Source organism: Pseudomonas sp. 5P_3.1_Bac2, from assembly GCF_025465995.1.
Lineage (GTDB): Bacteria > Pseudomonadota > Gammaproteobacteria > Pseudomonadales > Pseudomonadaceae > Aquipseudomonas.
Window position 1 is genome coordinate 399,969 of sequence record NZ_JANLNY010000004.1, and the last position, 19,586, is coordinate 419,554.

A 19,586-nucleotide genomic window follows, 5' to 3' on the forward strand; every position below is an offset into this window, starting at 1 on the left:
TTGTCAGGTCAGTGGGCGGTTTTTGCCCACTGACCTGCAATGGCTTAGCGGCGAACTTGCTTCAGCGTCTCGGCAATCAAGAACGCCAGTTCCAAGGACTGGTCGGCGTTCATCCGTGGATCGCAGTGGGTGTGGTAGCGATCCGACAGACCGGCTTCGGTGATCGGACGGGCGCCGCCGATGCATTCGGTGACGTTCTGCCCGGTCATCTCGATATGGATGCCGCCGGCGTAGCTGCCCTCGGCCTGATGCACGGCGAAGAACTGCTTCACCTCCGCGAGGATCTGCGCGAAGTCGCGGGTCTTGTAGCCGCTGCTGGCCTTGATGGTGTTGCCGTGCATGGGGTCGCAGCTCCACAGCACCTGGCGGCCTTCTTGCTGCACGGTTTGGATCAGGCGCGGCAGGCCGGCTTCGACCTTATCGGCGCCCATGCGCACGATCAGGTTAAGGCGTCCCGGGTCGTTGTCCGGGTTGAGGATATCGATCAGGCGGATCAGCTCATCGCTGGCCATACTCGGCCCGACTTTGACCCCAATGGGGTTGCCGACGCCGCGCAGGAACTCGACATGGGCACCATCGAGCTGGCGGGTGCGGTCGCCGATCCACAGCATATGCGCCGAGCAGTCGTACCAGCCGCCGGTGAGGCTGTCCTGGCGCACAAAGGCTTGCTCGTAGTTGAGCAGCAGCGCTTCGTGGGCAGTGAAGAAGCTGGTCTCGCGCACTTGCGCGGCGCTGTCCATGCCGCAGGCGCGCATAAAGGCCAGGGTTTCATCGATGCGGTCGGCCAGTTGGCTGTACTTCTCGCCCAGATCCGAGTTGGCAATAAAGTCGAGGTTCCACTGATGGACCTGATGCAGGTCGGCAAAGCCGCCTTGGGCAAACGCGCGCAGCAGGTTAAGGCTGGCGGTGGACTGGTGATAAGCCTGCAGCAAACGCTCTGGGTCCGGCACGCGGCTGGCGGCATCGAAGCCAATGCCGTTGACGATATCGCCGCGATAGGCCGGCAGGGTGACACCGTCTACGGTTTCATCATTGGCCGAGCGCGGCTTGGCAAATTGCCCGGCCATGCGCCCGACCTTAACTACCGGGCAGCCAGCGGCGAAGGTCATCACCACGGCCATTTGCAGCAGCACTTTAAAGGTGTCGCGGATCTTCGCCGCGCTGAACTCAGCAAAGCTCTCGGCGCAGTCGCCACCTTGCAGGAGGAACGCACGGCCTTGGGTGACTTCGGCAAACTGCCGGCGCAGCTCGCGGGCCTCACCGGCAAATACTAAGGGCGGGTAGCCGGCTAGGCTTTGTTCCACCTGGGCCAGGTGGGCGGGGTTGGGGTACTGCGGTTGCTGCTGGATAGGCTTGCCTCTCCAGCTAGCGGGAGTCCATGGCGACGACATGATCAGTCTCAGCTTCAGTCAATTGATGCGAGGCGCCATAGTAACCGATCGACACTTGAGGGCCAGTCCTGGGCGCTGTGCTACAGGGTCGCACAGCGAAGCCTGGCAGCGTCCATGGTGACTGTGGCGGCTGAGCCTGGCGGCATCCTTGCCGCTTGGACCGTTAGGCGGTGGCCAATTTCACCCCGGCGTGGGCATGCCGTGGCTGCACTTGCTGGCTCGCCAGGAAGCGCCCGTAGCCTTGTTGCTTACCGAGGTCGTCGGGGAAGTATTCGCCGCGTTGGTAGGCGATTTTGCCGTTGATGAGGGTCACTTCCACGGCGGCATCGTTGCGTTTCACCACGCGTTCCAGGCCCAGCACTTCCATGGGCGCTTCGTGGATGTCATCCAGCTCGGCCGTCAGGCCTTCGGGGTTGATCACCACCAAGTCCGCACGGTCACCGACGCGGATATAGCCGGCATCCACGCCAATGAAGTCGGCCAGCTCACCGCTTAAACGGTGGATGGCATGACCCAGCTGCATAAAAGGTTTACCGGCAAGTTCGGCATCGCGCACGTATTTGAGAAAGCGCAGGGGGAAGTTGTACTGGGCGATGGAGCGCAGGTGCGCGCCGGAGTCGGCGAAGCCCGGCTGGGTCCATGGGCTGGCCAGCAGTTGCTGCATGATCGGCTCACGCACGTTGCCGTAGCAGGTGGTCCACTTGAGTGCTTCGCGGTACTCGCAGGCCAGTTCAAAGTACGCGTCCACCGGATCGAGACCGCGGGCCTCGCCAAGCTGCTTAAAGTTTTTGCCGACCTTGCTCGCATCCGGGCAGGCGGTGACCCAGCAATCGGAGAAGTCGCGGTGCCACAGGCCCTTGGTCAGCACGGCCTTGACCTGCTTCTTAAACAGGGCACGAAACTCTGGCTCGTTGACCTTGCTGTACAGCTCATCCGGGTCCTTGATATTGCGCAGAATCTCGCCGGCGCCGAACTCTTCAAAGGCGTTCACGTTGAGGCCTTCCAAGCGCAGGTTGAACGGCGCGGGCAAGGTCTGCCAGCGGAAGTGGCCGCGCAGCACCTTGTTGGCCAGCCAGCCGGAGGTGCGGGTGATGCGGTGCAAAAATGGCTGCGATTTCAAGTCCAGGGCCGTCAGCATTGAGCACTTCAGCGGCTTGCGCAGCAGGCCGTGGGCTTGCCAGAGGAAGGCGAACACGTTGACCTTGGTTACCGCGTTCGGCGCGCCTTGCATCACCGCGCCACGCCGGCGCAGCACGGCAAACAGGCGGGAGAACTCCTTCCAGCTGGCGAAGGTGGAAGGCAGTGGGCTCGACCAAGCGCGGTCGCCGTCCATTTTGTCCAGGCGCGTGGTCATTACCGACAGGCCGATGCAGCCGGCATCCAGTGCTTGCTCCAGCAGCTCTTCCATCTGCGCCAGTTCTGCCTCGGTGGGCTTCACGGGGCTGGTGGCACGCTCCAGGCCCATCACCGCCACGCGTAGCTCGGAATGGCCGAGGAAGGAGTTGACGTTCGGCCCCAGCGCTAACTGATCGTAAAAGGCGCGGTAGCCCTGGGCGTCGCGCCAGGTCTTTTTCTCTTGCAGGATCGGCAGCACGTATTCCCGTGGCACCGCTTCGACGCGGGTGAACAGGTCCGAGCAGTCTTCGGCATCGGCCAGCACCATGCTGATCGAGCAGGAGCCGATGGTTACGCTGGTCACGCCATGGCGTACCGACTCTTTCAGGGCCGGCGCGGCGATGACTTCGGCGTCGTAGTGCGAGTGAATTTCCAGAAAGCCAGGGGTCACCCATTTGCCTTGGGCATCGATCACCTGGGCGCAGCCGCTTTCATCCAGCGGGCTCAGACTCAGCACATCGATGCGACCGTTGCGGATGCCAATATGGCGCAGCTGGCCGGGCTGGTTGGAGCCGTCGAAGTACAGGCCGTTTTTAATAATGATGTCGTGGCTCATAGCAGACTCCAAGGAGCGATTAACAGGCCGCCGGTAACCAGCAGCAACAGGTAAATGGCAATGCGGAAGTGTTGTTCATTAAAGCGCTGATGCAGGTGCTCGCCCAGCCATACGCCGATGAGCAGCAGCGGGGCGTAGCTGATGATTTGTGGCAGTGCCGGCAGCAGACGGCCATCGAGGGCAAAGCACAGGGTCAGCAGACTGTTAAGGCTGAACCATACGCTGACCAAGGTGGCGCGCAGACGCGCTTTATCCAGCTCGGTGCCGGCCAGGGCAAACACCAGCAGCGGTCCGCCTGAGGCAAACAGGCCATGACTGACTCCCGCGGCCAGGCTGATCAGGCGGTTAAGCCACAGTGGCCGTGCGCTTGCCACATGGCTGGTGCGCATACGCCACAGCTCACGCCCGGCAAACCACAGCACCAAGACGCCGAATAAGCGCTTGGACAACGCCGCATCCAGCCACGGCAACAGGGCATAGCCGAGCAGGGTGCCGATCACCATGGCCGGCAGGATCATGCCCAGCAGCAGGCGCCGGTCGATCATTTGCCGATGACGCCAGACCAAATAGCCGGTCATGCAGATATTCAACGGCACCAGCACCGGCAGCAGTTGCTCGATCGGCAGCAGCAGGGCGCCGAGGGACAGGGCAATCACGATGCTGCCAAAGCCAGTGATGGCTTCCAGGGTGTAGGCCAGCAGAATAAAGCCGGCTAAGGCCAGCCACAGCATCTCCATCAACCCATCTCCGCCGCGAAGCGCTGGCTCATCTTGCGGTAGTACAGACGCGGGGCGATGCGCCAGAGCAGGCTGGCCAACCAGCTGCCGCGATCCGGGAACAGGCGCTCTGCGCCTTGCTCCTGGGCCGTGAAGATTTGTTGCGCCATCCAGTCCGCGCCGCGCACTTGGCCAACGGTGGAGCGCGCATGCTGCGCTGGCTTGCCGTCGGCGCCTAAGGCGTTTTGCTCAATCGGCGTGTCGAGAAAACTTGGGTAGACCAGCAAGGTGCGCACGCCATCACGGGCGATTTCGCCGCGCAGCACTTCAAAAAACTGGCCCATGGCGCTCTTGGCTGCGCAGTAACCGGCGCGGCCCAGCACCGGCATCCAACCGGCCATGGAGCCGATGCAGATGATCTGTCCGCGGCTTTGTTTAAGCAGGGGCAGGGCGCTTAAGCTCAGCTCCACCGGCGCTTGATAATCCACCGCCATAACCCGGCGAAATACCGCCGGATCAGTCTCGGTGGTGGGCGAGCGGTGGGTGATGCCGGCGTTGTTGATCAGCACATCCAAGCGGCCAAAGCGCTCGCGGCAGCGCAGCAGTAATTGCTGTTGCAGCAGGCTGTCGGTGATGTCCCCGGCCAGGCTGTCGACCCGCTCACTGGCTAAGCTGGCCACGCGTTCAGTCAAGCCTCGGGCGTTGTAATCGGTCAGCAGCAGGCCATAGCCCTGGGCGTGATAATGGCGTGCCAGCTCCCAGCCGAGGCCGCTGGCGGCCCCGGTGATCAGTGCAATGTGCATCAGTGACTGCCTTGCTTAATAGCGCTTGGTAGCGGTCGTGGTTGGCTGCCCGCCGGCGTACTGCGCGACCAATACAGCGCCAGTAACAGGCCGGCCAGTAACTGCCAGCAGCCCCAGAACGCGGCAATCAGCAACATGCCGCCAGACTGCGGGAAGAAGGTGAAAATCAGCGCCATGCCTAAGGCCGAGTTATGGATGCCCGTCTCCAGCGTCACCGCTCGGACATCTGCCGCCGGCAACCGCCACAACCGCGCACAGCCATAACCGAGCAGCAGCGCCATGCTGTTAAGCAGCACCACCAGCCAAAAGAACAAGTGGAAGTATTCAAGGAACTGCGCGTAGTTCTTCACGAAGGCGCCGCCGACAAACAGCAGCATCACCAGCAGCGAGAAAATCCGCAGCGGGCGTTCCAGCTTTTGTGCCAGCAGTGGCCGAATCCGCCCGATAAACATGCCCAGCACCATCGGCAGCACCAGGACCAGCAGCACCATCAGCAACAGCTCTAGCGGGTCGACACTGATCTCGGTAAGCAGGGCGCGGGTCTGCGGGTTCAGCCCGGCATACAGGGCGAAGTTCAGCGGTGTGAAGATCCCCGCCGTGACACTGGAAACCGCCGTAACGCTGGCCGACACCGCGACGTTGCCGCGGGCGACCCAGGTCATGATGTTGGAGAACGTGCCGCTGGGGCAGGTGGCAACCAGAATCATGCCCAGCGCCAGGCTCGGATCGATGGGCAGCACAATTGTCAGCAGGCAGGTGGCCGCTGGCAGCAGGACAAACTGCACCAGCATGCCAATCAACGGCGCCTTGGGCGCCAGGACGATGCGCTTAAAGTCCTCGGCGCGTAGTTCTAAGGAAACACCAAACATCATCAAGGCGATGATCGCGTTTAAGGCGATCATCGCGCTGGGGGAGAACTCAAGGTTGACTGACTGCATGAGAGGTTTCCTTGCTGCACGTAGGCGCTGTTGTCGTTATATTTTTTTTAAGTTCAGCAATGTGTTGCTTAAGCGTGGTGCGGTAACTGTCTTTATGCACGTAGTAGGCCATGCGTTCCAGTTGCAAGTAGGCATAGCCACCATCTAAACGCTGTTGGCAGCGCAGGCGCACCAACTCGCGAAAACGCTGGCCGGCACTGCCGCCAAGCTGCTGCTGGCGAATCTGCAAGGCCACCAGTTCTGCTTGTTCATCCCGGCCCTGCCAGCCCAGGCCTGAGGCCTCGACCATGCCGAGCATAAACAGGTCTTCGTACTCTGGGTGGAACACGTTCAGATACAGCTGCGGTGCACCGGCAGAGGCCGGCCAGTTGAGCTCGGCACGGTCGATAAAGGGGTAGTTGAGCAGGTAGCCGGTGCCCTGCAGGATCAGATCATATTCGGCCTGCTCACCGTCGCTGAAGGTCACTTGCAAACCCTCGACCTTAACCACGTCGCGGCGCGGCTTGATATCGCCATGACCTAAGTAATGCAGCACCAGCGAGTTCATCACCGGATGCGACTCATAGAGCTTGTAGTCCGGGTCCGGCAGGCCATATTGCGAAGGCTTGCCGACCAGGCTGCGTACCAGCAGCCCATCGAGGAATTGCTTGATCGGCCGTGGCAGTTTGATCAGCCCGCCTAAGCTGTCCGTTGGCCGGCCAAAGCTGAATTTGGGCAGGAAGTAATAGCCCCGGCGCACCGACAGATCGACCGACTTGGCGCGGTGTACGGCATCCACGGCAATATCGCAGGCCGAGTTGCCGCAGCCAATCACCAGGACCCGCTTGCCCTCGAATATCGCGGCGTTGCGGTAGTCGCTGGAGTGCAGCAACTCGCCGCTGAACTGCCCAGGCAGGGCGGGCAGGTTGGGGGTGTGCAGGGTGCCGTTGGCGATCAGCACTCCATCGACCAGCCATTCGCGTTGCACCCCGTCGCATTCGGTGAGCAGACGCCAGCCTTTGCTCAGGCGTTTAACCTCCAACACGCGGGTGTTGAAGTGAAAATCCTTGTACAGATCAAAGTGTTTGGCGTAGGCGCGGAAGTAATCGCGCATGGCGCTGTGATGGGGGTAGGTAGCCACATCATCGGCCATGGGGAACTCAGTAAACTCGGTGGCGCGTTTGGAGGAGATCAGGTGCGCGGACTCATACATGGTGCTCTGCGGGTTATCGATATCCCACAGGCCGCCGACATCGCTGTGCAGCTCGAAGCCGACAAAGTCGATGGCGTATTTGCGCAACTGGCGTGCTGCACAGAGGCCCATGGGGCCGGCACCGATAATGGCATGCATGCTTCACCTCCAAATCAATTGTTATTGTTAAGCGTGGCCCCAGCTAAGCTGCGACAAATTATCGCGTGACCAGGGGAGGGTGGCTCAATGACAATTGGCGACTTTCCGCTGGCCGATTTGGTCAGGGATGTCATGGTGGAGTGTGGTACATGCCAGGTTTGCCCCCGGTTGAGCAGATGCCTGAGCCGTTATTGATTGCCGAAGTCCGCGACGAATTTGGTGTCATCCAAGTGGTGGAGATGGGCGCTTATCGCTTTCTCGAGTTTGGTGAGGCGATAGAGCAGAGCTGCGTCTACATGCCCGACCCCAGTTGGTTGGAATACGACTACACACGCGCCATGTTGCTCGGCGCGTTGTGCCATGAGCAGCCGGAAAGCGCGCTGTTTTTAGGTTTAGGCGCCGGCAACCTGACCCAGGCCTGTCTGAAGTTTTTGCCGCTGGACGACGTTGAGGTGATCGAGCTGCGCCCCGATGTGCCGCGTTTGGCCATGCAATATATGGCCTTGGCCGATGACCCGCGCTTAACCATCCGCATCGGCGACGCTCTGGAGCTGCTAGGCACGGCTGAGCAAACCGACCTGCTGTTTGTGGACCTCTATACCGATGTCGGTCCCGCCAGCGGCCATTTAGCCTGGAAGTTTTTGCAGGATTGCCAGGAGCGTCTTAACCCCGGCGGCTGGCTGATCATCAATCAGTGGGCCAGCAATGACGGCAAGCCTTTGGGCGCGGCCCTTCTGCGCGGCTTGTTCCACCGCCATTATTGGGAGATTCCAGTGAAGGAGGGCAACGTGGTGCTGTTGGTCCCGGCCGATCTGGAGCAGGAGCTGGATGTGGCTCTGCTGCGGCAACGCAACGAGGCTTTGGCACCGCTGTTGGGCTACTCCTTGGAGTCGTTGACCAAGGATCTGCGGCCCGCCAGTTAAGGCACTGGGCTGTCTAAGCGCCGCGCGGCTGTGCAGCTCAAACCGCCCGTGGCTATGCAGCCCAGGCGCCACGCGGCTTAGCTGTTAAGTCACCACGGGGCTTAGCGCCCCTTAAAGTCACCTGCGCGGCGCTCTTGCATGGCGCGCAGGCCTTCTTGCGCGTCGTCACTGCCGAGTAAGCGGCTGGCCACGGCAGGCAGGTTAGCGATGGCGGCCGCTTCGCCGCTCGCCACAACTTGGCGGGCCGAAGCTAGGGTGGCTTGCACGCCCAAGGGGGCTTGTGCGGCAATGCGCTCGGCCAGCCACAGCGCCTTGGGCATTAACTCCTCCGGCGCTAACACCTCCTGCACCAGGCCTAAGCGATACGCCTCATGGGCGCTAAAGGGATCGCCGGTGAGCAGCCAGCGCATGGCGTTGCCCCAGCCAGCAATCTGTTGCAAGCGCAGGGTGGCGCCAGCGAAGGGGAAAATTCCGCGTTGCACTTCCATCTGGGCAAAGCGTGTGTTGCTGGCGCACAGGTTGATGTCGGCCGACAGCATCAGCTCGATGCCGATGGTGAAGCAGTAGCCCTGGGCGGCGACGATCACCGGTTTACTCACCCGCGTGCCGCCAAAGGCTCCCCAAGGGTCGTAGCCACCTGCAGGGATTTGCCAGCCGGCAGCCAAGGGCTCGGCCACATTGGCCAAGTCCATGCCCGCGGTGAAGTGTTCACCGTGGGCAAACAGCAACGCGACTCGAGCATCGGCATCACGTTCAAACTCGCCATAGGCCAGTGCCAGGTCGTCGAGCATGGCCATGTCAAAGGCATTGCGCTTACTCACGCGATCAAGGCCCAAGAGCAAAACGTGGCCGCGCTTTTCTCGGGTTATACGGCCGCTAATGCTTGAATTCATGGTGCAAATCCTGAATAGACTAGGGTTGGCGGGGAGTTTGTGGCGTGGTGCTAGTTGACTGTAGGCCCTTAGCTGGAATAAATACGTGTTAGAGCGCTTAATTTTTGGCGAAAGTCAGCACATCGACCAGGTTTTCAGGTATAGTGCGCGCCGGTCAATTCTTGGCCACGTTCAGGTAGTGCAAATCGCCCGGAGGCAAAACTCCGGCAGCCAGTCCGCAAAGCGGGCTATCCTTGACGATTCATTTATCACCATGTTTTCGCAAATCCCCGCCGACAGAGCTGCCAGGGTGACCTTAGGGTCTTACACGGCATGCGCAGCTTTGGAATATGGGTCGTTTGCGGATGCACTAGAGGCAGACCCATGACCCAGGAATCCGGCGGCTTCGCCGCACTCGGCCTTCATCCTAATGTTGTTGCAGCACTGACCGCTGTTGGTTACGAAGAGCCATCGCCGATCCAAGCGCAAGCTATCCCGGTGATTCTCTCCGGCCAAGACATGATTGGTCAGGCGCAAACAGGTACCGGTAAAACCGCTGCCTTTGCTTTGCCACTGCTGTCGAAAATTGATCCGAGCAAGCGTGAGCCGCAGGCGCTAATCCTAGCGCCTACTCGCGAGTTGGCCCTACAAGTGGCCACCGCGTTTGAATCCTACTCGAAACAAATGCCCGGCCTGAATGTGGTAGCGGTTTACGGTGGCGCGCCTATGGGCCCGCAACTGAAAGCTATCCGTCAGGGCGCGCAGGTGATTGTTGCAACCCCCGGTCGCTTAGTTGACCACCTGCGTCGCGATGAGAAAGTGCTGTCGACCATCCAGTTCCTGGTACTCGACGAAGCCGACGAAATGCTCAAGTTGGGCTTTATGGATGACCTCGAAGTGATCTTCGAAGCCATGCCGGCCAGCCGTCAGAGCGTTCTGTTCTCCGCGACCCTGCCACACTCGATTCGCGCTATTGCTGAAAAGCACCTGCGTGACCCGCAGCACATCAAAATCGCCTCGAAAACTCAGACCGTAACGGCCATTGAGCAAGCGCACCTGATGGTCCACGCCGACCAGAAGCACGCTGCCGTTCTGCGTTTGCTGGAAGTTGAAGAGTTTGATGCGCTGATCGGTTTCGTGCGTACCAAACAAGCCACCCTGGACCTCGCTGCTGCTCTGGAAGCCAAAGGCTACAAGGCTGCTGCGCTGAACGGTGACATCGCGCAGAACCAGCGTGAGCGCGTCATTGAGTCGCTTAAAGATGGCCGTCTGGACATCGTTATCGCCACTGACGTTGCTGCCCGTGGTCTGGACGTGCCGCGCATCACCCACGTGATGAACGTGGATATGCCGTACGACCCAGAGTCCTACGTGCACCGTATCGGCCGTACTGGCCGTGCCGGGCGTACCGGTCGTGCGCTGCTGCTGGTGACTCCGCGTGAGCGGCGCATGCTGCAGGTTATCGAGCGCGTCACTGGGCAGAAGGTTGGCGAAGTTAAGCTGCCTAACGCTCAGCAAGTGCTCGATGCGCGGATCAAGAAACTCACCAGCAGCCTGGCGCCGCTAGTAGCTGATGCGGAAGCCAGCCACGGTGATCTGCTTGATCGCCTGACCGCTGACATCGGTTGCAGCCCGCGTGCTCTGGCCGCAGCCCTGCTGCGCAAAGCCACCAACGGTCAGGCTCTGAGCCTGGCTGAAGTGGAACGTGAGCAGCCGCTGGTGCCGGGTGCCGGTGGTTCCCGTGAGCGTGGCGAGCGCAGCGATCGTGGTGAGCGTCCTGATCGCGGCGACCGTGAAGGTAGCCGTGAGCGTCGCGCGCCTATGCCGCTGGCTGAGGGCCGTGCCCGTTGCCGTACCGCGCTGGGTGCGCGTGACGGTATCGCGGCGAAGAACCTGCTGGGCGCCATCCTCAACGAAGGTGGTCTGGCCCGTGAAGCCATCGGGCGCATCCAGGTGCGCGAGAGCTTCAGCTTGGTTGAGCTGCCAGAAGAAGGTTTGGATCGTCTGCTCGGTAAGCTGAAAGACACCCGTGTCGGTGGCAAGCCGCTCAAGCTGCGTCGTTACCGCGAAGACTAAGCGCAAGCTTAGAAGCCTAAGCCTAGGCTTAGTCATCAACAAAAGCCCCGCCTAGTGCGGGGCTTTTGCGTTTTTGCTGTGGGCGCAGCCGTCTGCTGCGCTTACCTTAGGCGAAGCTGTAAATGTCCATGCCCAGTGAGCCGAAGGTGAAGGCGCTGTATTGCACCTTAAACTCGCCGCCGGCGCCTTGGGCGAAATACAGCGGTAGTAGGTGCTCATCGCTGGGGTGGTTGCGTTTGGCTGATGGCGCTTGCTGGCGATAGTGCAGCAGGGCGTCGAGGTCGCTGCTAGCCAGCTTGTCGACGATCCAGTCACGGAACTCCTGGGCCCAAGGCTCCACATTGCTGTCGTCATCCTGGCGCTTCAGTTCGGCCAGGTTATGGGTAATGCTGCCCGAGCCGATCAACAAGATGCCCTCATCGCGCAGGCTGGCCAAGGCCTGGCCGACTTGCCGCACGATGCCAGGGGTTTGTGGATCAGGCAGGGAAACTTGCACCACCGGAATATCCGCTTGCGGATACATCAACGACAGCGGCACCCAAGTGCCGTGATCAAACGGGCGTTGTTCATCCAGCTGGGTCGGCAGGCCGGCATCAGCCAATAAGAGGGCGATCTTCTCGGCTAGTCTGGGATGTCCGGGCGCTGGGTACTGCACCTCATAGAGCTCGGCCGGGAAGCCACCGAAATCATGCCAGGTGGCGGGCTGTGGGTTGTGGGTGACGCGCAGATCAGTGCTTTGCCAGTGGGCAGAAACCACCACAATCGCTTGTGGGCGGGGCAGGGCTTGGGCCAATTGACTCAGCGCCGGGCCGCTGGCGCCCGGCTCGAGGGCCAGCATGGGCGAGCCATGGGAGATAAATAGGCTGGGAAGTGACATGAAAACTCCGACTACACAAAAAGCATGGCGGAATCATCTAACAGACGCTCCCCCCTCGGTAGGGAAAAATTGCAACGGTTAGTATCGACGCTGTCGATAATAGAAGTCCGCAGTAGCGCTCAGACGGGAGTCACGATGCACGCAGAGTTTTGGCATAAGCGTTGGGAACGTAGCGAAATAGGTTTCCATCAACAGCAAACCAACCGCTATTTGCAGCGATATTGGGCGCAACTGGCAGTTCCTGACAACGCCCAGGTGTTGGTGCCGTTGTGCGGCAAAAGCCTCGATATGCTGTGGCTGGCGGGGCAGGGGTTACGTGTGCTCGGCGTCGAATTGTCGCACAAGGCCGTGGAGGCATTTTTTGCTGAGCAGGGATTAACCGCGCAAGTGCGCAGCGAGCCGCACTTCATTCGTTATAGCAGTGGGCCACTGGAAATCCTCTGTGGTGATTTCTTTGCCCTGAGTGCAGATGACCTCAGTCAATGCCAGGCCTTCTATGATCGCGCTGCTTTGATCGCCTTGCCTGAGCCGCTGCGTCAGCGCTATGTGGCGCATCTGGCGGCGGTGTTGCCGCAGGGCGGTAAGGGGTTGCTGGTCAGCCTCGACTATCAACAAGAGGACATGCCAGGCCCGCCCTTTGCTGTGGCGGATGCCGAGGTACAGCGCTTGTATGGCGGGCGCTGGCAGGTGCAGCGTCTGTTGCAACAGGATGTGCGGGGCGAGGCGGAGAATGCGCGTCTCTTGCAGCGCGGCCTGAGTCGCTTGGACGAGTGGGTCTATCGCCTGGAGGATGTGCTGTAGCGGATAAAACTAAGGCGACCCGAGGGTCGCCTTAGTGTCTCTGGTACTGCTGGAACGCTTAGCCGCGCTGACGCAGGGCTTCGATGCGATCTTCCAGTGGTGGGTGAGTCATCAGCAGGCCAGCCAGGCCGTGCTTCAAGCCACCGTTGATGCCGAAAGCCGTCAGGCTATTAGGCATGTTCACCGGTACTTCCTGCTCGGCACGCAGACGCTGCAGGGCGGCGATCATGGAGCCCGTGCTGGCGAGGCGGGCGCCGGCTTCGTCGGCCTTAAACTCGCGCTTACGGGAGAACCACATGACGATGATGCTGGCCAGAATACCCAGTACCAGCTCGGCAAAGATGGTCGCCACGAAGTAACCAATACCTGGACCGTCTTCGTTTTTCAGGATGACCTTGTCGACAAAGTTGCCGAAGATCCGCGCAAAGAACATTACGAAGGTGTTCACCACGCCTTGGATCAGCGCCAGGGTGACCATGTCACCGTTGGCCACGTGACCGATTTCGTGGGCCAGTACGGCCTTCACTTCGTCCGGCGAAAAACGCTCCAGCAGGCCTTGGCTCACGGCGACCAGCGCATCGTTCTTGTTCCAGCCGGTGGCGAATGCGTTGGACTCGTAAGCGGGGAAGATGCCGACCTCGGGCATTTTGATCCCGGCTTCGCGCGACAGCTCTTCAACGGTTTGCAGCAACCATTGTTCGTGACGGGTACGCGGTTGGGTGATGATTTCGGTTTTGGTGCTCATCTTCGCCATCCACTTGGACAGGAATAGCGAGACCAGCGAACCGGCGAAACCGAATACCGCACAGAACACCAGCAGGCTGCCGTAGTTCTGGCCAGTGAAGCGGTCAACCCCAAGCAATTTGAGGGTGATGCTGGCGATGATCAGCACCGCAATGTTGGTAGCCAAGAACAGCATTATGCGCATCATGGTGTGTAGGAACTCCTCACGGGAATGCAAAAAACTAGTTATATGAAAGCACCGTAGCTATATAGGGTGCAGGCCTAGGTACTTCAACCTAGCTTCTATTTCAAACTATGTCGCTTGGGGCGCTCAACGTGCTGTGAAAGAGCAGTTGGGTGAGGCGCACGACCTGCTCACTGGCCTGCTCGGCAAAGGCTGTGCGCAGCTGAAAGGCTAGGGTCGAGCGCACCCGTTGCACGCTGGGCGGCAGCTCGGCCAGGTGTTCCGAGGCTGGCGGCACGCCGCGGCTTAAGCGCAGAAAGGCTTTTTCGCTGAGCACTGCCTGATCGAGGGCGTCATAGCCGATGGTTGAGGTAAAGCGCAGGTAGTCTTCCTCTGCCAGCCACAGCAGTGCGCCGAGGCAGCTTTGGTGACGGGTGCTGGGCAAACCGAACTCATCGGGCTCTTCACGGCCGATTAAGTCCTCGACATACAGATCGATCTTGCGCGGAAAGGCTTGATAAAGCGCGAGCAAAGCGGCCGCCGCATCTTTATAAAAATCGTCGATGTGTAAATCCATCAGAACTTCCTGAGAACCAAAAAGCGCTGCCGTAGTGGCAGCGCTGAGTGCTTTCATCGAGCCTGTAGAGATGGCCCCAAAGCTATTGTTTATAAGTTTTGAGGAAGCTGCCGATGCGCGTGATCGCGGCATCCAAGTCATCCACGCGGGGCAGGGTAACCACCCGGAAGTGATCTGGCCATGGCCAGTTGAAGGCGGTGCCTTGCACCACCAGCAGTTTTTCCGAGAGCAGCAGGTCTAGGACGAACTTCTCATCGTTGTGGATCGGGCACACCTTGGGGTCGATTTTCGGGAAGGCATACAGCGCGCCCATGGGTTTGACGCAGCTCACGCCAGGGATGTTGTTGAGCAGCTCCCAGGTGCGGTTGCGCTGTTCCAGCAAACGGCCCTGCGGCAGTACCAGGTCGTTGATGCTCTGGTAGCCACCCAGCGCGGTTTGGATCGCATGCTGGCTCGGTACGTTGGCGCACAGGCGCATGTTGGCGAGGATATCCAGGCCTTCGATGTAACTTTGTGCGCGGTGCTTAGGCCCGGAAATCGCTACCCAGCCGGAGCGGAAACCCGCCACCCGATAGGATTTCGACAAACCGTTAAAGGTCAGGCACAGCACGTCCGGGGCCAAGGAGGCGGTGGAGATGTGTTGGGCTTCGTCGTAGAGAATCTTGTCGTAGATCTCATCGCTGAACAGCACCAAGTTATGCTGGCGCGCCAGTTCGACGATATCCATGAGTACTTCTTTGGAATACACCGCGCCAGTGGGGTTGTTCGGGTTGATCAGCACCAGGGCCTTGGTATTGGGCGTGATCTTGGCCTTCATGTCGGCGATGTCGGGGAACCAGCCGGCTTGCTCGTCGCACAGATAGTGCACCGGCTTACCGCCGGCCAGGGCGACGGAGGCGGTCCACAGCGGGTAGTCGGGGGCCGGAATCAGCACTTCATCGTTGTTGTTGAGCAGCGCCTGCATGGCCATCACGATCAGCTCAGACACGCCGTTGCCGAGGTAGATGTCCTCGATGCCGACGCCTTCAACCTGCTTCTGCTGGTAATACTGCATCACCGCCTTGCGCGCGCTGAACAGACCTTTGGAGTCGCTGTAACCTTGAGCCGTGGGCAGGTTGCGGATCACATCCTGAAGAATTTCATCAGGCGCCTCAAAACCGAATGGCGCCGGGTTGCCGATGTTTAGCTTGAGGATGCGATGGCCTTCCTCTTCCAGGCGTTTGGCGTGCTTGAGCACTGGTCCGCGGATGTCATAGCAGACGTTGGCAAGCTTGTTCGATTTAGTGACCTGCATGATCGTATATTCCGAAATAGTCCGAGGCCAAAGTGCGCTCAGCGCAGGCTTGGCTTGGCAGTCCTTAACGCCAATGACAAACTGACGTTAATGGGTGATTTAGTAGTGCTTTTCCCTGTGTTTGATCCTGTATTTATTGAGGAAAACAGTGAAAAGCTCGAAAAAATAGATTTTTTAAGGCTTTTTTATCGCCATATTAATGTTTTAAGGGAAAAACCTTGCGTGGCGCTGATCTTGTGCATCATACGTCTGAGGCGATTTCTGGGGAAGAGATAGCGCAGGCATTTTTTTCTGTTGAGCGAGGCAAGATGATGAATAAATTGGATAAACCCCTAGACGCCTGGCGCGAGGAACTGTCCGAAGAGCAGTTTCATGTCTGCCGGCTGGGGGGGACTGAGCGCGCGTTTAGCGGCAAATATCATGACAGCAAGGTGCCAGGTATTTACCACTGTGCTTGCTGTAATGCCGAGTTGTTTGATTCCAACGCTAAATATGATTCCGGCAGTGGTTGGCCCAGCTACTTCCAGCCGGTCAGTGAGCAAGTCCTGCGCAGCATTGATGACTTCAGTCATGGCATGCATCGCATCGAGGTTAAATGTGCAGCGTGTGATAGCCATTTAGGTCATGTGTTCCCCGATGGGCCAAAACCCACAGGGCTGCGTTACTGCATCAACTCCGCGTCGTTGCACTTAGTGCCGCGCGAGGTGCCAGGCGAGTAATAAGCCACGGCTAAGGCCCGCTATCAGCGGGCCTTATTTTTAGGTGAATAAATTGTGTGCAATTTAATTGTGAGCTAGCTTTCTGGCTAAGCCACTATGGCTGCCAATACTGACTGGGGAGGGATGTGATGAGTACAGAGCTGTTGCAGATACCGTTAACCACCATCAAAGGTGAGCAGAAAACCTTGGCGGATTTCCCGGGTAAAGCTTTTTTGGTGGTCAATACCGCCAGCAAATGCGGTTTTACTGGCCAGTACAAAGGCTTGGAGCAGCTGTGGCAGCAATACCGCGAACAAGGCTTGGTGGTGCTGGGCTTTCCGTGCAATCAGTTTGGCAAGCAGGAGCCTGGTGATGAGGGGGCGATCTCGCAGTTTTGCGAGCTCAACTTCGGCGTCAGCTTCCCGTTGTTTAAAAAGATTGAAGTCAATGGCCCTGGCGCCCATCCCCTCTATGTACAGCTGAAAAAACGCGCACCGGGTTTGCTCGGTAGCCAAGGCATCAAGTGGAACTTCACCAAGTTTCTGCTCAATGCCGATGGCAGCCTGGTTAAGCGTTTTGCGCCCACGGCTAAGCCTGAGGATTTAAGCGGCGAGATTGCAGCGCTGTTGCGATGAATGCGAGTGCTACTGAGCTTGCTGAACTGGAGCTGGATAACCAGCTCTGCTTCAAACTCTACGCCGCGTCGCGGGCGCTGATTCGCGCTTATAAACCGATGCTGGAGCAACTGCACCTGACCTATCCGCAGTATCTGGTCATGCTGGTGCTGTGGCAGTGGCACGCACAGCCGCCCGCGCAGCCCACGCTGAAAGCCTTGGGCGAGCGTTTGCAGTTGGACTCCGGCACGCTCACGCCGCTGCTTAAGCGCTTGCAGCAGCAAGGCTTAGTGCAGCGTCAGCGTTCGGCAGCGGATGAGCGGGAAGTGCACTTAGGCCTTACGGCCCAGGGCTTGGCCTTGCGCGAGCAGGTGCTGCCGCTCAAGCAGCAACTGCTCTGCGAGCGTGGTGTGGATGGCGCGGCGCTTGCGCAGCTACGAGCTCATCTGGGGCCGTTGCTGGATCAACTGCTCCAGGCCAGCCACTGATCCAGCAGGGCGGCCAGCTCATCCTTGCGAAACGGCTTGGCTAGGTAGTCGTTCATCCCCGCCGCCTGACAGCGCTCGCGTTCATCCGACAGGGCATTGGCGGTCAGGGCAATGATCGGCAGATTGGCCAAGGCTGGGGTGCGGCGAATCTGCCGGGTGGTTTCGTAGCCGTCCATGATCGGCATATTGCAGTCCATCAGCACGATGTCGACGGGCTGGCGTTCCAGCAGCTGCAGGGCTTCGGCGCCATGGTTGGCGAGGAATATCTGATAGCCCAGCTTGTGCAGCATGCCTTTGGCCACCAACTGATTGACCGGATTGTCTTCAACCAACAGCACTCGGGCCTGACGGCTGCGACTGTGGTCGTGGGGCGTGCTGGTGTTGCTGGCCGGGCCTTGGCCGAGGCTGCGGCGTAAGGCTTGCAGCAGGGCCAGACGTGATAGCGGCCGGGCCAGTTGCTCAATCGGCGCGAAGCGCTCGACCTGTTCGCTGCTAATAAAGTTGCCATAGGAGCTGACCAGCAGAATTGGCAGCTGGCAGGTGGCGCGTAGCTCATCGACACGGGCTAGTTCGTCGCAGATGATCAGGTCGGCCGGTCTCTGGCTGGGATCGCTGCCGCTGGGCAGATGTTCATAGCTCAGGCCCCAGTAGGGCAGCAGATTCGCCAATTGCGCACTGAGGCCTGATTGAGTTGGGCTGAGCACCAGTACATGGCCGCGCAGGTTGGGTTGCGTTTGTACGCTGGGCTGGCCCGGCAGCGGCAGGTCGGCGTAGAAGGTACTGCCGACATCCTCTTCGGTTTCCAAGCGCAGATGGCCGTGCATGGCCTCGCACAGCCGACGGGTCAGGGCTAAGCCTAAGCCGGTGCCGCCGTACTGGCGGGTGATATCGACGCCGGCCTGGGTGAAGCGTTGGAAGATCCGCGACTGCGCTTCGGCGGCGATCCCGATGCCGGTGTCACGGACGATAATGCGTACACCTTGCTCGGTTTTGTTGAGGTAAATATCCACCCGGCCAAGGCGGGTGAACTTCAACGCGTTAGATAGCAAGTTGCTGACTATCTGGCGCACCCGCTTGGGATCGCCCAGCACCAAATTAGGCAGCTGCGGATCAATCAAACAGGTCAGTTCCACGCCCGGAGCGGTGTTCTGCGAGAGCAGGCTGGCGGTTTCCTCGACTACGTTGGCGAGGTCAAAGGGGATGCTTTCCAGCTCCAGTTGGCCGGCCTCGAACTTCGATAGGTCAAGAATATCGTTGAGCAACTCCACCAGTACCTTGCCCGAGTTATGGGCGATCGACAGTTGCTGACGCTGCTCATTGTTCAGTGGACCATCCAGCGATAACGCCAGCATGCCGAGCAATCCGTTGAGCGGGGTGCGGATCTCATGGCTCATGTTGGCCAAAAACGCCGAGCGCGCTTGGGCCATGTCCACGGCCACGCGCTTGGCCTCTTCGAGCTCACGGTTGGAAACCTGCAGGCGGTTGTTAGTGGCCTCCAACTGCTCGGTACGGGCCGAGATCATGTCCTCCAGCTCGGTCAGGTAGCGGGTCAGGCGGGCTTCGGCCTGTTGCCGTTGGGCGATCTCGTTGGCGATGCTGGTCAGTTGGCGGTTGGTGACGTCGACCAGGACGCCGATTTCATCCTTTTTGTGCCCTTCGGGGTAGGCCAGCTTGGCGTTGTCCGGGCTGCGCGGGTCGCGCTCGCTGATGGCGCGGATGACCCGGGTCAGTGGCTTGGTCAGCATGAAGTAGAACATCACCAGCAAAATCATCGACAGCAGCAGGCTGCGGGTGAAGCCGGTAATCAGGGTCAGGGTGGCGCGGCGCAGAAAGTGATTGCCGAATACATAGGTGTCGACTTCCAGGCTCAGCTTACCCAGCGCCTCTTGCGGCGCATGGCTGACGTACAGGGGCGTGGCAAAGTAACGGCGCTCGCCAAACAGGTAGTCACTGATAGCGCGGTAGCGACTGCTTTGCGCCGGCCGTGAGACCCGCGCCAGAGCGATTTGGTTGGCATCGGAGATTTCCGCACGGATCACCGCCGGCGAGCGCAACAGACCTAAGACCAGCTCCTGGGCCAGCTCGGCGTCAATGTTGTAGGCGATACGTGCGGCAGGATTGTGGCTGATGTCGAGCAACGCGTTAATTTCGCGGTTGATGCCGGCATCTTCACTGGCATAATCGATAGCCACTTGGATAAAGCTCAGCGCGGTGCCCAGGATAAAGGCCACCAATACGGTCAAGCGAGCCTGTTTAAACGACAGGCGTTGGGTGAGCGCTATATCCATATAAGCTGGTTTTTCCCAAGTTAAATTGCCCGCCTAGCATAG

The 19,586-nt window shown here is 59.7% G+C and carries 18 protein-coding genes; 6 read left to right on the forward strand and 12 right to left on the reverse strand.

What is annotated here, in order from left to right:
- Positions 1 to 44: 44 nt before the first annotated feature.
- The 6 genes from NTD81_RS03210 to NTD81_RS03235 form a co-directional block, all read right to left on the reverse strand.
- Positions 45 to 1,391 carry a class II 3-deoxy-7-phosphoheptulonate synthase gene (locus NTD81_RS03210; protein ID WP_262179367.1) on the reverse strand — a complete coding sequence of 449 codons (1,347 nt, stop codon included), beginning with the start codon at positions 1,389 to 1,391 and terminating at the stop codon, positions 45 to 47.
- 163 nt (positions 1,392 to 1,554) lie between these two features.
- Positions 1,555 to 3,342, reverse strand: a complete 1,788-nt coding sequence (locus NTD81_RS03215; protein WP_262179369.1) for an N-acyl-D-amino-acid deacylase family protein — start codon at positions 3,340 to 3,342, stop codon at positions 1,555 to 1,557.
- Positions 3,339 to 4,079, reverse strand: coding sequence for a sulfite exporter TauE/SafE family protein (locus NTD81_RS03220; protein ID WP_262179371.1), 741 nt, complete (start codon positions 4,077 to 4,079; stop codon positions 3,339 to 3,341). The genes NTD81_RS03215 and NTD81_RS03220 overlap by 4 nt, the downstream gene beginning before the upstream one ends.
- A complete protein-coding gene (locus tag NTD81_RS03225) occupies positions 4,079 to 4,861 on the reverse strand; it encodes an SDR family NAD(P)-dependent oxidoreductase (protein WP_262179373.1) in 783 nt (260 codons plus the stop codon). The genes NTD81_RS03220 and NTD81_RS03225 overlap by 1 nt, the downstream gene beginning before the upstream one ends.
- A complete protein-coding gene (locus NTD81_RS03230; RefSeq protein ID WP_262179375.1) occupies positions 4,861 to 5,799 on the reverse strand; it encodes a bile acid:sodium symporter family protein in 939 nt (312 codons plus the stop codon). The genes NTD81_RS03225 and NTD81_RS03230 overlap by 1 nt, the downstream gene beginning before the upstream one ends.
- Positions 5,780 to 7,129, reverse strand: coding sequence for a flavin-containing monooxygenase (locus NTD81_RS03235; protein ID WP_262179377.1), 1,350 nt, complete (start codon positions 7,127 to 7,129; stop codon positions 5,780 to 5,782). Before NTD81_RS03235 ends, NTD81_RS03230 begins: the two co-directional genes overlap by 20 nt.
- A gap of 149 nt (positions 7,130 to 7,278) precedes the next feature.
- On the opposite strand from NTD81_RS03235, the gene NTD81_RS03240 reads away from it, so the two are divergent.
- Positions 7,279 to 8,052: a spermidine synthase gene (locus NTD81_RS03240; RefSeq protein WP_262179379.1), complete on the forward strand. Its 774-nt coding sequence runs from the start codon at positions 7,279 to 7,281 to the stop codon at positions 8,050 to 8,052.
- Positions 8,053 to 8,153: 101 nt separating this feature from the next.
- Here the strand turns inward: NTD81_RS03240 and NTD81_RS03245 are convergent, their stop codons facing one another.
- Positions 8,154 to 8,945 carry a crotonase/enoyl-CoA hydratase family protein gene (locus NTD81_RS03245; protein ID WP_262179381.1) on the reverse strand — a complete coding sequence of 264 codons (792 nt, stop codon included), beginning with the start codon at positions 8,943 to 8,945 and terminating at the stop codon, positions 8,154 to 8,156.
- A gap of 363 nt (positions 8,946 to 9,308) precedes the next feature.
- On the opposite strand from NTD81_RS03245, the gene NTD81_RS03250 reads away from it, so the two are divergent.
- Positions 9,309 to 11,000, forward strand: a complete 1,692-nt coding sequence (locus NTD81_RS03250; RefSeq protein ID WP_262179382.1) for a DEAD/DEAH box helicase — start codon at positions 9,309 to 9,311, stop codon at positions 10,998 to 11,000.
- 106 nt (positions 11,001 to 11,106) lie between these two features.
- On the opposite strand, the gene NTD81_RS03255 is transcribed toward NTD81_RS03250, so the two are convergent.
- Positions 11,107 to 11,877: a DODA-type extradiol aromatic ring-opening family dioxygenase gene (locus NTD81_RS03255; RefSeq protein ID WP_262179384.1), complete on the reverse strand. Its 771-nt coding sequence runs from the start codon at positions 11,875 to 11,877 to the stop codon at positions 11,107 to 11,109.
- A 135-nt stretch (positions 11,878 to 12,012) separates the two neighbouring features.
- Between NTD81_RS03255 and NTD81_RS03260 the strand changes: the two genes are divergently transcribed.
- Positions 12,013 to 12,678: a thiopurine S-methyltransferase gene (locus tag NTD81_RS03260; RefSeq protein WP_262179386.1), complete on the forward strand. Its 666-nt coding sequence runs from the start codon at positions 12,013 to 12,015 to the stop codon at positions 12,676 to 12,678.
- Positions 12,679 to 12,736: 58 nt separating this feature from the next.
- On the opposite strand, the gene htpX is transcribed toward NTD81_RS03260, so the two are convergent.
- The 3 genes from htpX to NTD81_RS03275 form a co-directional block, all read right to left on the reverse strand.
- Positions 12,737 to 13,609 carry a protease HtpX gene (htpX, locus tag NTD81_RS03265; protein ID WP_262179388.1) on the reverse strand — a complete coding sequence of 291 codons (873 nt, stop codon included), beginning with the start codon at positions 13,607 to 13,609 and terminating at the stop codon, positions 12,737 to 12,739.
- A 100-nt stretch (positions 13,610 to 13,709) separates the two neighbouring features.
- A complete protein-coding gene (locus tag NTD81_RS03270) occupies positions 13,710 to 14,162 on the reverse strand; it encodes a hypothetical protein (RefSeq protein WP_262179390.1) in 453 nt (150 codons plus the stop codon).
- An 82-nt stretch (positions 14,163 to 14,244) separates the two neighbouring features.
- A complete protein-coding gene (locus tag NTD81_RS03275; protein ID WP_262179392.1) occupies positions 14,245 to 15,456 on the reverse strand; it encodes a pyridoxal phosphate-dependent aminotransferase in 1,212 nt (403 codons plus the stop codon).
- 311 nt (positions 15,457 to 15,767) lie between these two features.
- Between NTD81_RS03275 and msrB the strand changes: the two genes are divergently transcribed.
- From msrB to NTD81_RS03290, 3 genes are all read left to right on the forward strand, one after another.
- Positions 15,768 to 16,175: a peptide-methionine (R)-S-oxide reductase MsrB gene (gene msrB, locus NTD81_RS03280; protein ID WP_262179830.1), complete on the forward strand. Its 408-nt coding sequence runs from the start codon at positions 15,768 to 15,770 to the stop codon at positions 16,173 to 16,175.
- A gap of 128 nt (positions 16,176 to 16,303) precedes the next feature.
- On the forward strand, positions 16,304 to 16,789 hold the full coding sequence (locus tag NTD81_RS03285; protein WP_262179394.1) for a glutathione peroxidase: 486 nt from the start codon (positions 16,304 to 16,306) through the stop codon (positions 16,787 to 16,789).
- On the forward strand, positions 16,786 to 17,256 hold the full coding sequence (locus NTD81_RS03290) for a MarR family winged helix-turn-helix transcriptional regulator (RefSeq protein ID WP_262179396.1): 471 nt from the start codon (positions 16,786 to 16,788) through the stop codon (positions 17,254 to 17,256). The genes NTD81_RS03285 and NTD81_RS03290 overlap by 4 nt, the downstream gene beginning before the upstream one ends.
- On the opposite strand, the gene NTD81_RS03295 is transcribed toward NTD81_RS03290, so the two are convergent.
- Positions 17,232 to 19,544, reverse strand: coding sequence for a response regulator (locus tag NTD81_RS03295; RefSeq protein WP_262179398.1), 2,313 nt, complete (start codon positions 19,542 to 19,544; stop codon positions 17,232 to 17,234). The two genes, NTD81_RS03290 and NTD81_RS03295, sit on opposite strands and share 25 nt — an antisense overlap.
- Positions 19,545 to 19,586: the final 42 nt, after the last annotated feature.